The 14,227-nt window shown below is 60.4% G+C and carries 12 protein-coding genes; 6 read left to right on the top strand and 6 right to left on the bottom strand.

Going from position 1 to position 14,227, the window contains the following annotated elements; all coding sequences use genetic code 11:
- Window positions 1–128: 128 nt before the first annotated feature.
- A complete protein-coding gene (pvdP, locus tag PMI28_RS26785) occupies window positions 129–1,748 on the bottom strand; it encodes a pyoverdine maturation tyrosinase PvdP (protein ID WP_007981769.1) in 1,620 nt (539 codons plus the stop codon).
- Between the two features lie 243 nt (window positions 1,749–1,991).
- On the opposite strand from pvdP, the gene pvdM reads away from it, so the two are divergent.
- From pvdM to PMI28_RS26810, 5 genes are all read left to right on the top strand, one after another.
- Window positions 1,992–3,341: a pyoverdine-tailoring dipeptidase-like protein PvdM gene (gene pvdM / locus PMI28_RS26790; protein WP_007981766.1), complete on the top strand. Its 1,350-nt coding sequence runs from the start codon at window positions 1,992–1,994 to the stop codon at window positions 3,339–3,341.
- Window positions 3,342–3,372: 31 nt separating this feature from the next.
- Window positions 3,373–4,653 carry a pyoverdine-tailoring periplasmic protein PvdN gene (pvdN, locus tag PMI28_RS26795; protein ID WP_007981764.1) on the top strand — a complete coding sequence of 427 codons (1,281 nt, stop codon included), beginning with the start codon at window positions 3,373–3,375 and terminating at the stop codon, window positions 4,651–4,653.
- A gap of 29 nt (window positions 4,654–4,682) precedes the next feature.
- Window positions 4,683–5,570: a dihydropyoverdine dehydrogenase gene (gene pvdO, locus PMI28_RS26800; RefSeq protein WP_007981762.1), complete on the top strand. Its 888-nt coding sequence runs from the start codon at window positions 4,683–4,685 to the stop codon at window positions 5,568–5,570.
- A gap of 191 nt (window positions 5,571–5,761) precedes the next feature.
- Complete coding sequence (locus tag PMI28_RS26805; RefSeq protein ID WP_007981759.1) at window positions 5,762–7,411, top strand: cyclic peptide export ABC transporter; 1,650 nt, start codon at window positions 5,762–5,764, stop codon at window positions 7,409–7,411.
- A gap of 126 nt (window positions 7,412–7,537) precedes the next feature.
- Complete coding sequence (locus tag PMI28_RS26810; RefSeq protein WP_007981757.1) at window positions 7,538–9,955, top strand: TonB-dependent siderophore receptor; 2,418 nt, start codon at window positions 7,538–7,540, stop codon at window positions 9,953–9,955.
- A gap of 189 nt (window positions 9,956–10,144) precedes the next feature.
- Here PMI28_RS26810 and PMI28_RS26815 read toward each other — a convergent pair whose 3' ends face one another.
- From PMI28_RS26815 to relB, 4 genes are all read right to left on the bottom strand, one after another.
- Window positions 10,145–10,651 (bottom strand): PaaI family thioesterase, encoded by a 507-nt coding sequence (locus PMI28_RS26815; RefSeq protein WP_007981755.1) that lies wholly within the window; start codon window positions 10,649–10,651, stop codon window positions 10,145–10,147.
- A 210-nt stretch (window positions 10,652–10,861) separates the two neighbouring features.
- On the bottom strand, window positions 10,862–11,311 hold the full coding sequence (locus PMI28_RS26820) for a GNAT family N-acetyltransferase (protein ID WP_238540666.1): 450 nt from the start codon (window positions 11,309–11,311) through the stop codon (window positions 10,862–10,864).
- 44 nt (window positions 11,312–11,355) lie between these two features.
- Window positions 11,356–11,772 (bottom strand): VOC family protein, encoded by a 417-nt coding sequence (locus PMI28_RS26825; RefSeq protein ID WP_007981752.1) that lies wholly within the window; start codon window positions 11,770–11,772, stop codon window positions 11,356–11,358.
- A 169-nt stretch (window positions 11,773–11,941) separates the two neighbouring features.
- Window positions 11,942–12,133 carry a type II toxin-antitoxin system RelB family antitoxin gene (gene relB / locus PMI28_RS26830; RefSeq protein WP_007981750.1) on the bottom strand — a complete coding sequence of 64 codons (192 nt, stop codon included), beginning with the start codon at window positions 12,131–12,133 and terminating at the stop codon, window positions 11,942–11,944.
- A 539-nt stretch (window positions 12,134–12,672) separates the two neighbouring features.
- Between relB and PMI28_RS26835 the strand changes: the two genes are divergently transcribed.
- Window positions 12,673–13,020 carry a DUF6124 family protein gene (locus PMI28_RS26835; protein WP_007981747.1) on the top strand — a complete coding sequence of 116 codons (348 nt, stop codon included), beginning with the start codon at window positions 12,673–12,675 and terminating at the stop codon, window positions 13,018–13,020.
- 146 nt (window positions 13,021–13,166) lie between these two features.
- Here the strand turns inward: PMI28_RS26835 and PMI28_RS26840 are convergent, their stop codons facing one another.
- A complete protein-coding gene (locus PMI28_RS26840; RefSeq protein WP_007981745.1) occupies window positions 13,167–14,132 on the bottom strand; it encodes an alpha/beta hydrolase in 966 nt (321 codons plus the stop codon).
- Between the last annotated feature and the right edge of the window lie 95 nt (window positions 14,133–14,227).

Below are 14,227 nucleotides of genomic sequence, written 5' to 3'. Positions count from 1 at the left end.
TTTGATCCTGGTCGTACACAGGTTTTGCATTCACTGAAGATCTACTGTGGGAGCGGGCTTGCTCGCGAAGGGGCAGGAACATTCAACATCAACACCCCTGCCTTCTCGATTCAACGATAACGCGGCTATCAAGCCTGACTTTGCCTGGCCTTCAAATTGCGCGCATACCACGGCCGCTGCGGCACCTTGCGGAGCAAATCCTTCAGCTTCTTTTCATCCTCGCCAAAGGTAATGCGCAACGCCAGCTTCATGGTTTCCGGGTCCATTTCCACCGACTTGCCGGCCTGCAACCCCGGCGTGGTGCTGCAACCGTGGGTGACCGGGCCCAGCCAAGGGTCATCGATCTCGACCCAGCGCCCCGGCGCAAACCATTGCACGCCATTGACCTGAAGCCGACTGACCTGCCCCGGATGGAAGCGCTCGTGGGCGCGGAACCAGTCCTCCAGGCGATCATCGATCCAGCCGTGGAAATGCCAGAACACCGGGCTCACATGGGAAGAAAACGGGTCGCCGAGAAAATCGTTTTCCGGCGCAAACCAGCGTGCAGAAAAGTCTGCCGGATCCCGGGCGAACGGCACCGGCTGACCGTTGGACGGATCACGCGGCACCGAAGCCCAGCGCATGTGCAACCAGTCGTGCAAGCCCAGTTCAACCTCCGAACCGAACTGGCCGAGGGTCAGCTGCGACAGATAACGCGGGTCGCGGTAGCGCGATTCCCAGACCTGGAAATTGCTGTGATACGTCTCGCCAGTCTTGATGTCGCTGACCCATTGCGTGTACTCGTCATCGTCCTCGGCCAGCCAGGTCGGCGGCAGCGCTGTGCCGTCGTGATTGTCGAAGTAACGCGCAAAACCGGGCCGGTCCCGCGCCAGTTCCGGCTGTGGCAACGGGAAATGCGTCCAGGACGGCAAGTCCTGCATCGAACGTGCAGTACCGAGCATGTGCCGGTGCATGAAGAAAAAGTCCACGCCCGAACCATTGCGATCCTTGCGCGGGCCACGGGCGTCGCGCTCCCTTTCCCTTGGGCCGGGTTGCCAGCCGATGCCGCGCAAGGCACCGCGCTGGTCTTCGGACAGCTTGTGCCACTTGTCCCGGGAGGCATGCCAGAGCTGGTGGAACAACCGGTGCTCCGGCGAAATCAGCCAGGCCAGAAGGGTCGGATTGAGGCCAGTGCGTTCCCGCGCTTCAGGGAATACCCGTTTGACCGCAATGAAGCGATTGTCCTGGGCCGTCAGCATCAGCGGGCGATTGAGGTCCAGCACGCGCCCACTGAGGCTACCGCTGCCGGCGTTACCGAAACCGGCCCAGACCTCGTCCAGTGTCATGTCGAATTCGTAATCGCAACAGCCGCTGGCGCCAAGCAGGCGCCAACCCAGCTGCTTCGGGTTGGCCCCGGACAGATCGCCGAGCACCCGGTAGCGGGGCTCATCGGTGGAGCGCAAACGTTCGGCGGTGTCGAGGTAACCGACAACGCCACGACCTTTGTGGCCGATGTCGAGAAATACCTCCAGCCCTTCCAGCGGCAAGCCTTCGATACCGGCATCACGACCTTCGAAACGAATCTGCCAGACCCCGCGCAAGGTATCCGCCAGGCGCTGGCCGGCAATATCCGCCACGTCGAACGAGGCTTCGCCGGGGGTGATCGTCGGGTCCGGTTTGCTCAGTTCGCGATGCCCGTAATACGCCGCCGGCACGGCGGCACCGGTCAGCGCCAGACCCGCGAGGAACCATCGTCGAGAAATCGTCATTGCCCTACCTGTGTCAGCCATGGAGCAGGCTTTATCCAAGCTAGAACGTTTGTTGTGCCGCGGAATTTAAGAGCTTCGCGAGCAAGCCCGCTCCCACATTGGAATGCGGTCACCTGTGGGAGCGGGCTTGCTCGCGAAGAGGCCGGCACAAACACCTAAATTCTCAGCCCAGCCACTCGTTCCCCCCAGATAGCAAAGGCCCCCGCGCCTGATCCCCCGACGGCGAACCTGACTGAGACGGCAATGACAAAACCACGTTCGAAAATGGCTCTTTTCATCGGCCTGCCGCTGGCCCTGGCGATCAGTGCCGGTGCCGGCTTCGCGGTCTGGGATTATGGGTTCAGGGACAACCCCGGCTACCCGGTCAAGGTAATGAAACAGGCCGATCAACTGCAGGAACGCATCCTCTCGTTCGACAGCCACATCACCGTGCCCATGGATTTCGGTACCGCCGGCAACGAAGCCGACAAGAATGGCGAAGGCCAGTTCGACCTGGTCAAGACCGGACGCGGGCGCCTGTCCGGCGCGGCGCTGACGATTTTCGGCTGGCCGGAAATCTGGAACGGCCCCAATGCGCCCCATCGCCCCACCGCCGGTTTCGTCGACGAGGCCCGACACGAGCAGGAAACCCGCTACAAGATCATCAGCGCGATGGTGCGTGACTTCCCCAATCAAGTGGCCATCGCCTACACCCCCGACGACTTCCGTCGCCTGCACGGCGAGGGCAAGTTCGCGGTCTTCATCAGCATGCTCAACGCCTACCCGCTGGGCAATGACCTCAACGCCCTGGACAAGTGGGCAGCGCGAGGCATGCGCATGTTCGGCTTCAGCTACGTGGGCAATAACGCCTGGGCCGACTCGTCGCGGCCACTGCCGTTTTTCAATGACTCGCGGGATGCGCTGGGCGGGCTGTCGGACATCGGCAAGCAAGCGGTGCATCGCCTCAACGACCTGGGCGTGATCATCGATGTGTCGCAGATGTCGACCAAGGCCCTGGAGCAAGTCGCGCAACTGAGCCGCACGCCGATGGTGGCGTCGCACTCGGCACCGCGAGCGCTGGTGGACATCCCGCGCAACCTCAGCGACCCGGAAATGCAGCTGATCAAGAACAGCGGCGGCGTGGTGCAGATTGTCGGTTTCCCGACTTACATCCGCCCGCTGAGCCAGGCCACCCAGGACAAGCTCAACGCCCTGCGCGCGCGCTTCGACCTGCAACCGTTGCAAGGTCTGGAGATGGCCTTGATGCCCGGCGACCCAGTGATCACCGTCTGGCCCGAGCAGCGTTTCGGCGAGTACGCCAGCCAGCTCTATTCGATCCTCGACGAAGAACCCAAGGCCAGTCTCAAGGACTACGGCGATGCAATCGATTACGCCGTGAAGAAAATCGGCATCGACCACGTCGGCATCAGTTCCGACTTCAACGACGGCGGCGGCCTCGACGGCTGGAAAGACGTCAGCGAAGCCCGCAACGTGACTGCCGAACTGATCAGCCGCGGCTACAGTGAAGCCGACATCGCCAAGCTCTGGGGCGGCAACTTCCTGCGGGTCTGGGACCAGGTACAAAAGTCCTCCCGCCCCGTGGTCCAGAACTGATTTTTTCCTTTTGCCAAAGCGAACCGAATCCATGACCAACCGTCGTTCATTCCTCAAGCAGGCCGGCATCCTGGCGGCCGGCATTCCCCTGGCCTCGACCGTGAACCTGCCGGCACTGGCCGCCGCCCCGGCGCCCTTGCCCAAGGACAAATGGGAGCAGTTGCGCCAACTGTTCACGCAAGACCCCAACTACCTGCATTTCGCCAACTTTTTGGTAACTTCGCACCCACGTCCGGTGTGTGAAGCCATTGAAATGCACCGCGCCAACCTCGACCGCAACCCGGGCCTGGCCATGGACTGGCATCGCGGTGAAACCGAACGCCGCGAAGAAGAGGTGCGCGTCTGGGCCGGGCGCTATTTGAAAGCCAAACCGTCGCAGATCGCCCTGACCGGCAGCACCACCGAAGGCCTGGCGATGATTTACGCCGGCATCCACGTGCGCCCTGACCAGGAAATCCTCACCAGCGAACACGAACACTACGCCGCCAATAGCGTGTTCGAGTTCCGCACCCAGAAGGACGGCACCCAGGTTCGTAAAATCCGACTGTTCGAAGACCCGTACAAAGTCTCGACCGCCGAAGTGCTGGCCGTGATTGAGAAAAACATTCGCCCCGAAACCCGAGTGCTCGGAATGACCTGGGTGCACTCCGGCAGCGGCGTGAAGTTGCCCATCGGCGAGATCGGCAAACTGGTGGAAGAAAAAAACCGTGGCCGCGCCGACAAGGACCGCATCCTGTTCGTGGTGGACGGCGTCCACGGCTTCGGCGTGGAAAACCTCGACTTCCCCGACATGCACTGTGATTTCTTCATCGCCGGCACCCATAAATGGATGTTCGGCCCACGGGGCACCGGGATCATCTGCGCCCGTTCCGACGAGCTCAAGGACGTGACCCCGACCATCCCGACCTTCTCCGAAGCCACGCAGTTTTCCACCGTGATGACCTACGGCGGCTACCACTCGTTCGAACACCGCTGGGCGCTGACCGAAGCCTTCAAATTGCACCTGGAACTGGGCAAGGCCGAGGTCGCGACGCGCATTCACGACATCAACAGCTACCTGAAAAAACGCTTGCAGGCGCACCCGTCGGTGGAGCTGGTCACGCCGCTGTCACCGGAGTATTCCGCCGGTTTCACCTTCTTCCGCATCAAGAACCAGGACTGCGAAGAAGTCGCCAATTTCCTGATGGACCAGCGCGTGGTGTGTGACGCCGTCGACCGCGATGTCGGGCCGATCATTCGTGTGTCGCCGGGGCTACTCAATACCGAAGCGCACATCGACAGATTGATGGAGCTGATGGCCAGCAAACTCTGAACCGCCGACTCCCCTTAGCGAGAAGCCTTATGAAAAACACCCTCTACAGGTGGCGCGCCAAACGCCTGGGCACCCTGATGCTGCTGGCATTGCTCGGCAGCGCCGTGCCGAGCCTCGCCCAGGCGTACACCGCGCCGTTGCCGGGCAAGGTCTTTAAAGACTGCCGTAATTGCCCGGAAATGGTGGTGCTGCCCGCCGGCACATTCACCATGGGCACCCCGGAAGACGAGGTTGGCCGCGAGCCAGATGAAGGCCCGATGCATGATGTGACGTTCACCCAACCGTTCGCCATGAGCCGTTACCAGATCACCGCCGCTGAATGGGACCAGTACCTCAAGGAAACCGGGACCACCCTGCCCGATGGCGACACCCGCCCCGGCCGCGAGTGCATCAACAGCAAGCCGCGCTACCCACAAAGTCCGCGCCAGCCCGCGGTGTGCATGAACTTCGCCGAAGTCTCGGCGTATGTCGCCTGGCTGTCGCTGAAAACCGGCCAGCACTACCACATCGTCAGCGAGGCCCAACGCGAGTACGCGGCCCGTGCCGGGTCATCGGGACCGTTCCCCTTCCCGTTCGACCCCGGCACCGAATACAGCATCGCTACCCACGCCAACACTTACGGCCCGACCGATGGCTACAGCTATTCCTCACCGGTCGGCAGCTACCCACCCAACGCCTTTGGCCTGTACGACATGCACGGCAACGTCTATGAGTGGATCGCCGACTGCTACCACCCGGACTATGTCGGCGCGCCCACCGACGGCAGTGCCTGGACCGAGCCCAACTGCGACACCCTGCGCATCCGTGGCAACGACTGGGGCGAAGCACCGGTGTTTTCCCGTTCGGGCAACCGCAATGACATCGACCCACAGACCCGTGGCGACTGGATCGGTTTCCGTGTAGTCCGCACTCTCTAACCTCCCCCCTAACCCTTGTGGGAGCGGGCTTGCTCGCGAAGGCGTCGTGTCAGCCAACATCAACTTTTCTGATCCACCGCTTTCGCGAGCAAGCCCGCTCCCACAGGTTTTGTGTCGCCCACCATTTAAATAAAGCCCTCCATCAGACGTTCTACTGGGTATCTGCCTTACGACCCAAGGAACTGCTTGCCATGACCCAGCCCACCCGAGGCGCCATCGGCGAATTACTGGCCCTGTTGAAACCGTTTCGACTGATCGTTGCCACGTCCATTGTCCTGGGCATGGTCGGCGGCCTGAGCGTGACGGTACTCCTGGCCACCATCAACAACGCGCTGCATTCGCCGGACGGCCTGACCCAAGGCGTGGTCGCGCTGTTCGGCGGCCTGTGCCTGCTGGCCCTGGGCAGTTCGATCGGCTCGGACATCGGCACCAACTACGTCGGCCAGCACATCATCGCCAGGCTGCGCAAAGAGCTTGGGGAAAAAGTACTCTCGGCGCCCATCGAACAGATCGAACGCTATCGCAGCCACCGCTTGATCCCGGTGCTGACCCACGACGTCGACACCATCAGCGACTTCGCCTTCGCCTTCGCGCCGCTGGCGATTTCCCTGACCGTGACCCTCGGCTGCATGGGTTACCTGGCGATGTTGTCGTGGCCGATGTTCCTGATAATGGTGGTGGCGATTGCCATCGGCACCGGCATCCAGTTCTACGCGCAGGGCAAGGGCATCCAGGGTTTCATGGCCGCCCGTGACGCCGAAGACGATTTGCAAAAGCATTACAACGCCATTGCCGGCGGCGCCAAGGAGTTGCGCATCCACCGCCCGCGGCGCCAGCGCATGTTCGTCAAGGGCATCCAGGGCACCGCCGATTTCATCTGCAACACCCAGGTGCGTTCGATCAACACCTTCGTGATCGCCAAGACCCTGGGTTCGATGCTGTTCTTCGTGGTCATCGGCCTGGCGCTGGCCCTGCAATCGTTCTGGCCCAGCGCCGACAAAGCGGTGATGAGCGGCTTCGTGTTGGTGTTGCTGTACATGAAAGGCCCGATTGAACACCTGGTCAGCACCTTGCCGATCGTGAGTCGGGCGCGCATTGCCTTGCGCCGCATTGCCGATCTGTCGAGCCGCTTTTCCTCGCCCGAGCCGCACCTGTTGCTCAACGACAACGGCATCCAGCCGACCGTGGTCAACCGTCTGCAACTGGACAACGTCAGCTACGCCTTCCCCGCCGCACCGGGCAGCGACGCATTTCGCCTGGGCCCGGTGAACCTGACTATCGAGCAAGGCGAGATCATTTTCATCGTCGGCGAAAACGGCTGCGGCAAGACCACGCTGATCAAGTTGCTGCTGGGCCTGTACGCGCCGCAACACGGTGAAATCCTGCTCAACGGCCAGGGCATCGATGCGCAGAACCGTGACGACTACCGCCAACTCTTCACCACAATCTTTGCCGACTACTACCTGTTCGATGACGTAGTGCAGGGCGACCAACACATCCCCGAAGACGCCAATAAATACCTGCAACGCCTGGAGATTGCACACAAGGTCAGCGTCCAGGACGGCAGCTTCACCACCACCGACCTGTCCACCGGCCAGCGCAAGCGCCTGGCGCTGGTCAATGCCTGGCTGGAAGAACGCCCGGTACTGGTGTTCGACGAATGGGCCGCCGACCAGGACCCGACCTTCCGCCGCATCTTCTACACCGAGCTGCTGCCGGACCTCAAACGCCTGGGCAAAACCATCATCGTCATCTCCCACGATGACCGCTATTTCGACATGGCCGATCAACTGGTGCGCATGGAATCGGGCCGGGTCGTCACCGAGCGCACAACCGTCTGAGTGCCGTTGCCGCACGCAAATCATTGTTTTTTGAAGTTTGTTTTCCGGTTTAGCCAAAGTGGTACGTCTAATAATAATTATCATTAACTAAAAAACTGCACACACCATTCTGGAGCGATTCGAGCAATGCAAAGCCCTACTCTGTCCCGCGCACCCTTGGCATTAGCCATCGAACGGCAAAGGAAATTCCGAACGCTCGTGCCGGGCGCACTGTTGACCCTGTTGCTGCTGGGCACTTCCCGGGTCGAGGCAGCCCCGGTGAACGTCAATGTGCCGGCTCAGGCGCTGGCCAGTGCATTGCGCCAACTGGGCCAGCAGACCAATCTGCAGATTCTCTACAGCCAGGACATGGTCAACGGCATCAAGTCCACGGCGGTGTCCGGCAACATGGAACCGGAACAGGCACTGAAAACCTTGCTGCTGGGGAGCGGCATCAATTTTCAGTTGAATGGCAACACGGTGTCGCTGCTGCCATCGGCCGGTGACTCCAGTGCGCTGCAACTGGGTGCAACGTCCATCACCGGCGTGGCGCTGGGGCCGACCACCGAAGGCTCGCACTCCTACACCAGCGATGAAGTGACCATCGGCAAAGGCAACATCAAGGTCAAGGACATCCCGCAGTCGGTGTCCGTCGTCACGCGCCAGCGCATGGACGACCAGAACCTGAACAGCCTGCAGGACGCCCTGCGCCAGGTCACCGGCGTGACCGTCAAGACCTACAACTCCGGCTCCAGCCTCAACGATATCTTTATGCGCGGCTTCCTCGTTGACCAGGTGCAGGTCGACGGCGTCTCGCAACCCACCGGCCAGGGCGACATGGCCACCAGTTTCGACCTGGCGATGTACGACCGCATCGAAGTGCTGCGCGGCCCGTCGGGCCTGTACCAGGGCGCGGGTGAACCCGGCGGTACGATCAACGTGGTGCGCAAGCGCGCCCTGAGCAAATTCGCCCTCGGTGGCGAACTGGCCGCAGGCTCCTACGATCGCTACCGCTCTTCGGTGGACGTCACCGGCCCGTTGAATGACCAGGGCACCGTGCGAGGTCGTTTCATCACCGCTTACGAGAACAACCAGTCCTTCGTCGACCACGCGCAGAACGAACGCCCGATGGTCTACGGTCGCCTGGAGTTCGACCTCGACCCGGTCACCACCCTGTCGGTCGGCGGTGCTTACCAGAAGAACAACTCCACCCCGGCCTTCGGCTTGCCGGCCTACGCCGACGGCTCATTGCTCGACGTTCCGCGCTCGACCTTCGTCGACGCCAAATGGAACACCCTCAACGAAAAAGTCTGGGAAACCTTCGCCGAACTCGATCACGAACTGGACAACGGCGGTCAGTTCAAGACCACCCTGACCTACCGCGACGCCGAAACCCCGGAGCGTAACTTCACCTGGGCCGACGGCGCGGTCGACCCGGCCACCGGTGACAGCTGGGCCGTGGCGTACGACTACTACACCCACATCAAGACCATCGGTGTCGACAGCTTCGTCACCACGCCATTCGAATTCGCCAATCGCCGGCACGAGTTCACCCTCGGCGCCGAGTACCAGCACCTGGACAGGGACTTCACCTACGGCGGCGGCGAGTACTTCCCGATCAACGTGTGGGATCCGGGCAGCATCGACATTCCCCGCAACGACTATGCGCACGTCAACGGCAACTGGTCCAAGTCCGATCAGTACGGCCTCTACACCCGCGCCAAGTTCAACGTCACCGACTGGCTCGATGTCCTCGGCGGCAGCCGCGTAACCTGGTACGAAAGCGACGCGAAGAATGCCAACGCCTTCTTCAACAACTTCGGCGAAGCCCACACCAGCATCAACCGCAAGGTCGTGCCGTACGGCGCCGTCATCGGCAAGATCACCCCGGAACTGTCGACCTACTTCAGCTACACCGGTGTGTTCAAACCGCAGAGCGAAATCGGAACAGACGGCCAGCCGGTCGGCCCGCGCGAAGGCAAGCAGTACGAGATTGGCCTCAAGCGCGAATTCTACGACGGACGCCTGAACGCCAGCATCGCAGCCTTTCGCATCTACGATGAAAACCGCGCCGAATACGACAACACCTCCGGTGCCTACATGACCGAGGGCAAGGCCCGCAGCGAGGGCTGGGAAACCGAGCTGAGCGGCAACCTGACCGAGAACTGGAGCATCGTCACCGGTTATGCCTACACCTCCACCAAGTTCCTGGACGGCGATCAGGCCAACAAAGGCAAGACCTTCAGCACCATCACGCCCAAGCACAACTACAACTTGTGGACCAAATATGAGTTCACCGACGGACCGCTCAAGAATTTCAGCGTCGGCGGCGGCGTGCGTGCCGTCAGCGAAACTTACTTCCAGCGTGATGTGAAGTTCAGACAAGGCGGCTTTGCCATCGCCACGGCGCAGGTCGGCTACAAATTCAACGAAAACCTGTCGTCGACACTGACCGCCAACAACCTGTTCGACCGCAAGTACTACGACCGCGTCGATGCCTCCTGGGGCACCAACTTCTATGGCGACCCGCGCACACTGACCCTGAGCCTGCGCGCGCAGTACTGATGGCTGACAGCCTCATCTGCAACAAAAAACCGGGCCCCTGTAGGAGCGAGCTTGCTCGCGATGGTCGTTAACGATAACGCGTGTTTACTGGATAAACGCAGCGTTCTTGAGTCCATCGCGAGCAAGCTCGCTCCTACAGTGGTCCGGTTGTGTTTTCGGCTTCCGAAAACAGTCTGGGCCTGATTTGCTTCAGGATTCGACCTGACGATCGTGCGCGGCGGCCCTGAGTTGCTCGGTATCGACGCGGACAAAAGTGGAATCCCCGACAGCAGTCAGAACATCCCCGGCGAAGACCTCACAAATGACGCGACTTTTGCGCCCGACATCGCCCTCGACTTTTGCACGCAGTGTCAGGCGCACCCCCATCGGGGTGGGCTTGATGAACTTGATACCCAGGTTACCGGTGACACAGTTGATGTGGGGCAAGCTGCCCACTTCGCGCTGTTCTACCCGATAGTGATAAGCCATCGCTGCCCAGTTGGAGTGGCAGTCCACCAGCATCGCGATCAAACCGCCGTAAACCAGATCCGGCCAGCCGCAATACTTGTCATCGGGCAAATGCTCCGCCATGACATGCACCCCGTCTTCATGCCAGAAGCTCTTGATGTGCAGCCCGTGCGGATTTTGGCTACCGCAGCCATAACAAACGCCTTCAGGCGCAGCGATGTCTTGAAGCGAAGTGTTCTGCGTGGTCATACCGTGTTCATCCTTAATACCGGGGGCGAATCGTCGTGGTTCAAAGCAGACCGGGTCGCTTCGGTGCGCAACGGCTGATCAATAAGGAGGAGATGCTTTCACCTTTCCCAGCGGGAGCGAGCGGCGGGCGGCATCGGACCGTAGTGATCATACACAGCCGTTACTGGGCGAAAAAGTCGGTTAGGCACTTCAAGAGCACTGTCCCATTGTCTATGGGGCATCCACCAGTGACTTCATATGCGTCGCAAAATCATCCTGTATCGGCCGGAACCCGCAGCGAAGGTAAAAGGCAGCGCCCTCGGGTGTGTCCGTGGACAGTCGTACAACGCGGAAATGCCCGGACGCCAGTTCCAGCAGTTGCTGTACCAACGCTTTACCCACGTTCTGGCCCCTTGATGCACGTGCGACGTAGACCCGCCGTAAGCGCCCTGTATCCGGTTCGGCAAACGGGTCGGAGGAAAGACCTCCGAGGGCAATCAGCCGCCCGTTGCGAAACACCCCCAAAAGGCACTCACCCTGCTGATCGAACCGATTGGCCCCGCTTTCCCATTCCGCAATCAACCGGGTGAGGAACCTGAAGCCTTCTGCAACGGCCTCGGCTTCCAGTTCGCAGATTTGTGGCGTGAGCCCGGAGATTTTACATATCACCAATTCATTCATTGACGTGACTATGTTCTGGCTGCTGCCTGGCTTGTCTGCACGGGTCACTTTAAGTCTGAGGCTCGCTCTGGAGCGTTTACGGGTGTGCACAGCTCAACCAACGTTCCATCCGGGCATCGAACGTAAGACACGGTTTGCCCCCAGGGCTTGGTAGTCGGGGCAGCGATTTCGCTAGCGCCTGCTTGAATCGCTTTGGCATGGGCCACAGGGACATTCTCGGTCACCAGCCCGACTTCGATGCCTAACGGTTTGAGAGATGAGTGCGCGGAGACATGGCCGGTGCTGAAGTTCGATGCGGCCAGTTCATCGGCAACGAATGCCAGTGCGGTTTCGCCGGTTTCGAGCTCGCCATAGGTGCCGGACTCATGGATGAAGCGAACACTGAGGCCGAAGGCCGCCGAGAAGAACTTGAGTGAAGCTTCTACATCCTTGACGTAGATGATCAGGTAGCCAAATTTCATGAACGAACATTCCTTGTCGTGTCTATCGGGTGGTGAATCTAGCAGCTTATAGTTAAGTGTCGAGTGACTGCTTTGGGGGGTGGTTTCAACCGGCGATGAAATACCCTAAAGATCAAGGGTATTCCTGCCGAGCATGCAACACGCTCAATATCTCGATTCAAACCATCACTCAACCAGCATCCTGCTTGTTGTGCTTTACCTCGATGAGGGCTCGCATTTCAGCCATCACCTGATCGTGCGAGACATTCGGGCGTGGATCGTCAAGCGAAGATTGCACCTTGGCGCTGAACCAACGGTTATGGCTGGCGGCCTGCGCTTCGGTCTCAAACTCTAAAACGATGAGGGGAAAATCGGCGCTCATAATGACCTCCAGAGCCGCTGTCATCATTGACAATGATGAGTGTCATTGGCTTACCCGACCAATGCGTAACGTCAGATCGTAAGGGCTGTACTTCCGAGGACCAACCGCAAACTTGCGTAGGATTTTTCTTGCCGATTCCAAAAGACTTCAACGCTCTCTGACAAGGCAAAACAGCAGGTTAAAAACCACTTGGCAGTGCTTGTTTAAGAAGCCTGTAGGTTACTTCGTGAAAGCCACAACGCCTTGCGCCGTTGCCTACAGGTACGCCAGAATCCGCCGGCTTGTGCGCCTTGGGGGTCGTCGGTAACTTGATTCGGGTCACTGATTTCCAGTGATCGGGTTTAGTAGCCCGGCCAAGGTAAGAGCGGTCGCATGAGTATCATCAGTCAGGTATTCGCCTGTGCTTGATGGTGGCTGTGCGCATGGCGTCCTCGGGCGCGCCGGTTTTTGCTTACCTCACCGGTCTACTAACTTGCGCACAGCTGCCACCCCTTCGTTTAGTAGCGAACTGGTGCGGCCCTCTTTAAAGGTAAGTATCTATGTTCAAGGTTACTCCAAATCCGCCGGACACCGACCCGGCCGCCCCACATGAAAGCCCCGACTCAAAACAGTCCCACGAAACCGCCGAGTGCGCCTTCGATCCAGGCCCCAACATCATGGCCACCCCGCGCACACCCAGCACGATGTTCATCGTCAACCCCGAACTCAGTACCGAAACCCTGCTGGTGCACGCCTGTGAGTCACTGGCGTCGGCCAATGTTATGGCTAACGATCTGGTGGATCATTTGCAAGGGACGAGCCGCAATGCGCTGTTGGGGATTGCGCAGGTGATCATGCTCGGGGAACTGGCGGTGAATCGGGCGCTGGATCAGCTTGATCCGCCCTGACCACATTTCCCAGATCACCGATAGACCTGTGGGAGCGGGCTTGCTCGCGAAGGCGGCGTGTCAGGCAACTTATGTGTCGGCTGAAATATCGCTTTCGCGAGCAAGCCCGCTCCCACAGGGGTACGACGTCGCTGATCACTAATATGTCAGGCCAAACTCTCGCTGATCTGCGCCGCCAGTTGCGCCAGCATCCCCGGTACCTCCTGGACCATCTCGCCCATGCGCGCAAAGTCGTGGGTCATGCCGGCCTTCACGTCCAGCACCAACGGCTGCCCCGCCGCACGCAGTTTCTCGGCCCAGGCCAGGCCCTCGTCCAGCAACGGGTCGTACTCGGCCAGCCACAGGACGGTGGGCGTCAGACTTTGCAAACGCTCGGCGTACAGCGGCGAAAAACGCCAGTCGGCACGGTCCGCCTCGCTGCGTTGGTACTGCTGGTAAAACCATTCCAGCGTGGTGGCTTCCAGCAGATAACCTTCGGAGAATCGCTCCAGGGACGGGCGCTTTGTTACAGCGTCGATCACCGGGTACAGCAGCACTTGCAGACGCGGCACAAGCGGCCATCCCAACGGGTCCCGGGCAATGGCGATACACAGCGATGCCACCAGGCTGCCGCCGACGCTATCCCCCGCCAGCGCGATTCGCCTCGCGTCCAGCCCCAACGCTTTGGCTCCGGTAATGGCGAGCCAACGCGTGATGTCTTCGGCGTCGTTGTAAGCAGTCGGAAACCGGTGCTCAGGCGCCAGGCGATAATCCGCCGACAACACGGCAAACTCCCCCGCCAGTGCCAGGCGCCGGCACAGGGTGTCGTGGGAATCGAGGCTGCCCACCACGTAACCGCCGCCATGGAAGTACAACAACACCGGACGCTGCTCGCTGCCCGATTGCGGTTTGGCGAACAGCCGCGCGTTGAGCCAATGCCCGTCTCGCGCAGGAATGCTGACCGCCGTTACCGTCAATGCACCCGTCGGTGCCTCATCGAGCAACTGCGAAGTCTGTTCGAATTGCTGCCGCGCTTCGCCAGGAGTCAGTTCGTGCATGGGTTGGCTTTTGCCGTTGAGGCGGCCGAACTCGGCCAGCTCTAGAAATCCTTCGATGTCCGGGTGCAGTGGCATGGGCGGTAGTCTCCAAAAATAAACAGGCTCACCGTGGTAAACGAACCGGGAGGGATGTTCATTAGGGCTCAATGAAGACCCTCCCAAGCCGAACG

Origin of the sequence: Pseudomonas sp. GM48, from assembly GCF_000282335.1 — a bacterium.
Taxonomy (GTDB): Bacteria; Pseudomonadota; Gammaproteobacteria; order Pseudomonadales; family Pseudomonadaceae; genus Aquipseudomonas.
This window is presented reverse-complemented; position numbering and strand designations above follow the sequence as displayed.

Excerpts from the sequence above, each read along its gene's own strand:
- pvdP (WP_007981769.1), bottom strand. The coding sequence starts at position 1,748 with ATGACGATTTCTCGACGATGGTTCCTCGCGGGTCTGGCGCTGACCGGT.
- pvdM (WP_007981766.1), top strand. The coding sequence starts at position 1,992 with ATGACAAAACCACGTTCGAAAATGGCTCTTTTCATCGGCCTGCCGCTG.
- pvdN (WP_007981764.1), top strand. The coding sequence starts at position 3,373 with ATGACCAACCGTCGTTCATTCCTCAAGCAGGCCGGCATCCTGGCGGCC.
- pvdO (WP_007981762.1), top strand. The coding sequence starts at position 4,683 with ATGAAAAACACCCTCTACAGGTGGCGCGCCAAACGCCTGGGCACCCTG.
- PMI28_RS26805 (WP_007981759.1), top strand. The coding sequence starts at position 5,762 with ATGACCCAGCCCACCCGAGGCGCCATCGGCGAATTACTGGCCCTGTTG.
- PMI28_RS26810 (WP_007981757.1), top strand. The coding sequence starts at position 7,538 with ATGCAAAGCCCTACTCTGTCCCGCGCACCCTTGGCATTAGCCATCGAA.
- PMI28_RS26815 (WP_007981755.1), bottom strand. The coding sequence starts at position 10,651 with ATGACCACGCAGAACACTTCGCTTCAAGACATCGCTGCGCCTGAAGGC.
- PMI28_RS26820 (WP_238540666.1), bottom strand. The coding sequence starts at position 11,311 with ATGAATGAATTGGTGATATGTAAAATCTCCGGGCTCACGCCACAAATC.
- PMI28_RS26825 (WP_007981752.1), bottom strand. The coding sequence starts at position 11,772 with ATGAAATTTGGCTACCTGATCATCTACGTCAAGGATGTAGAAGCTTCA.
- relB (WP_007981750.1), bottom strand. The coding sequence starts at position 12,133 with ATGAGCGCCGATTTTCCCCTCATCGTTTTAGAGTTTGAGACCGAAGCG.
- PMI28_RS26835 (WP_007981747.1), top strand. The coding sequence starts at position 12,673 with ATGTTCAAGGTTACTCCAAATCCGCCGGACACCGACCCGGCCGCCCCA.
- PMI28_RS26840 (WP_007981745.1), bottom strand. The coding sequence starts at position 14,132 with ATGCCACTGCACCCGGACATCGAAGGATTTCTAGAGCTGGCCGAGTTC.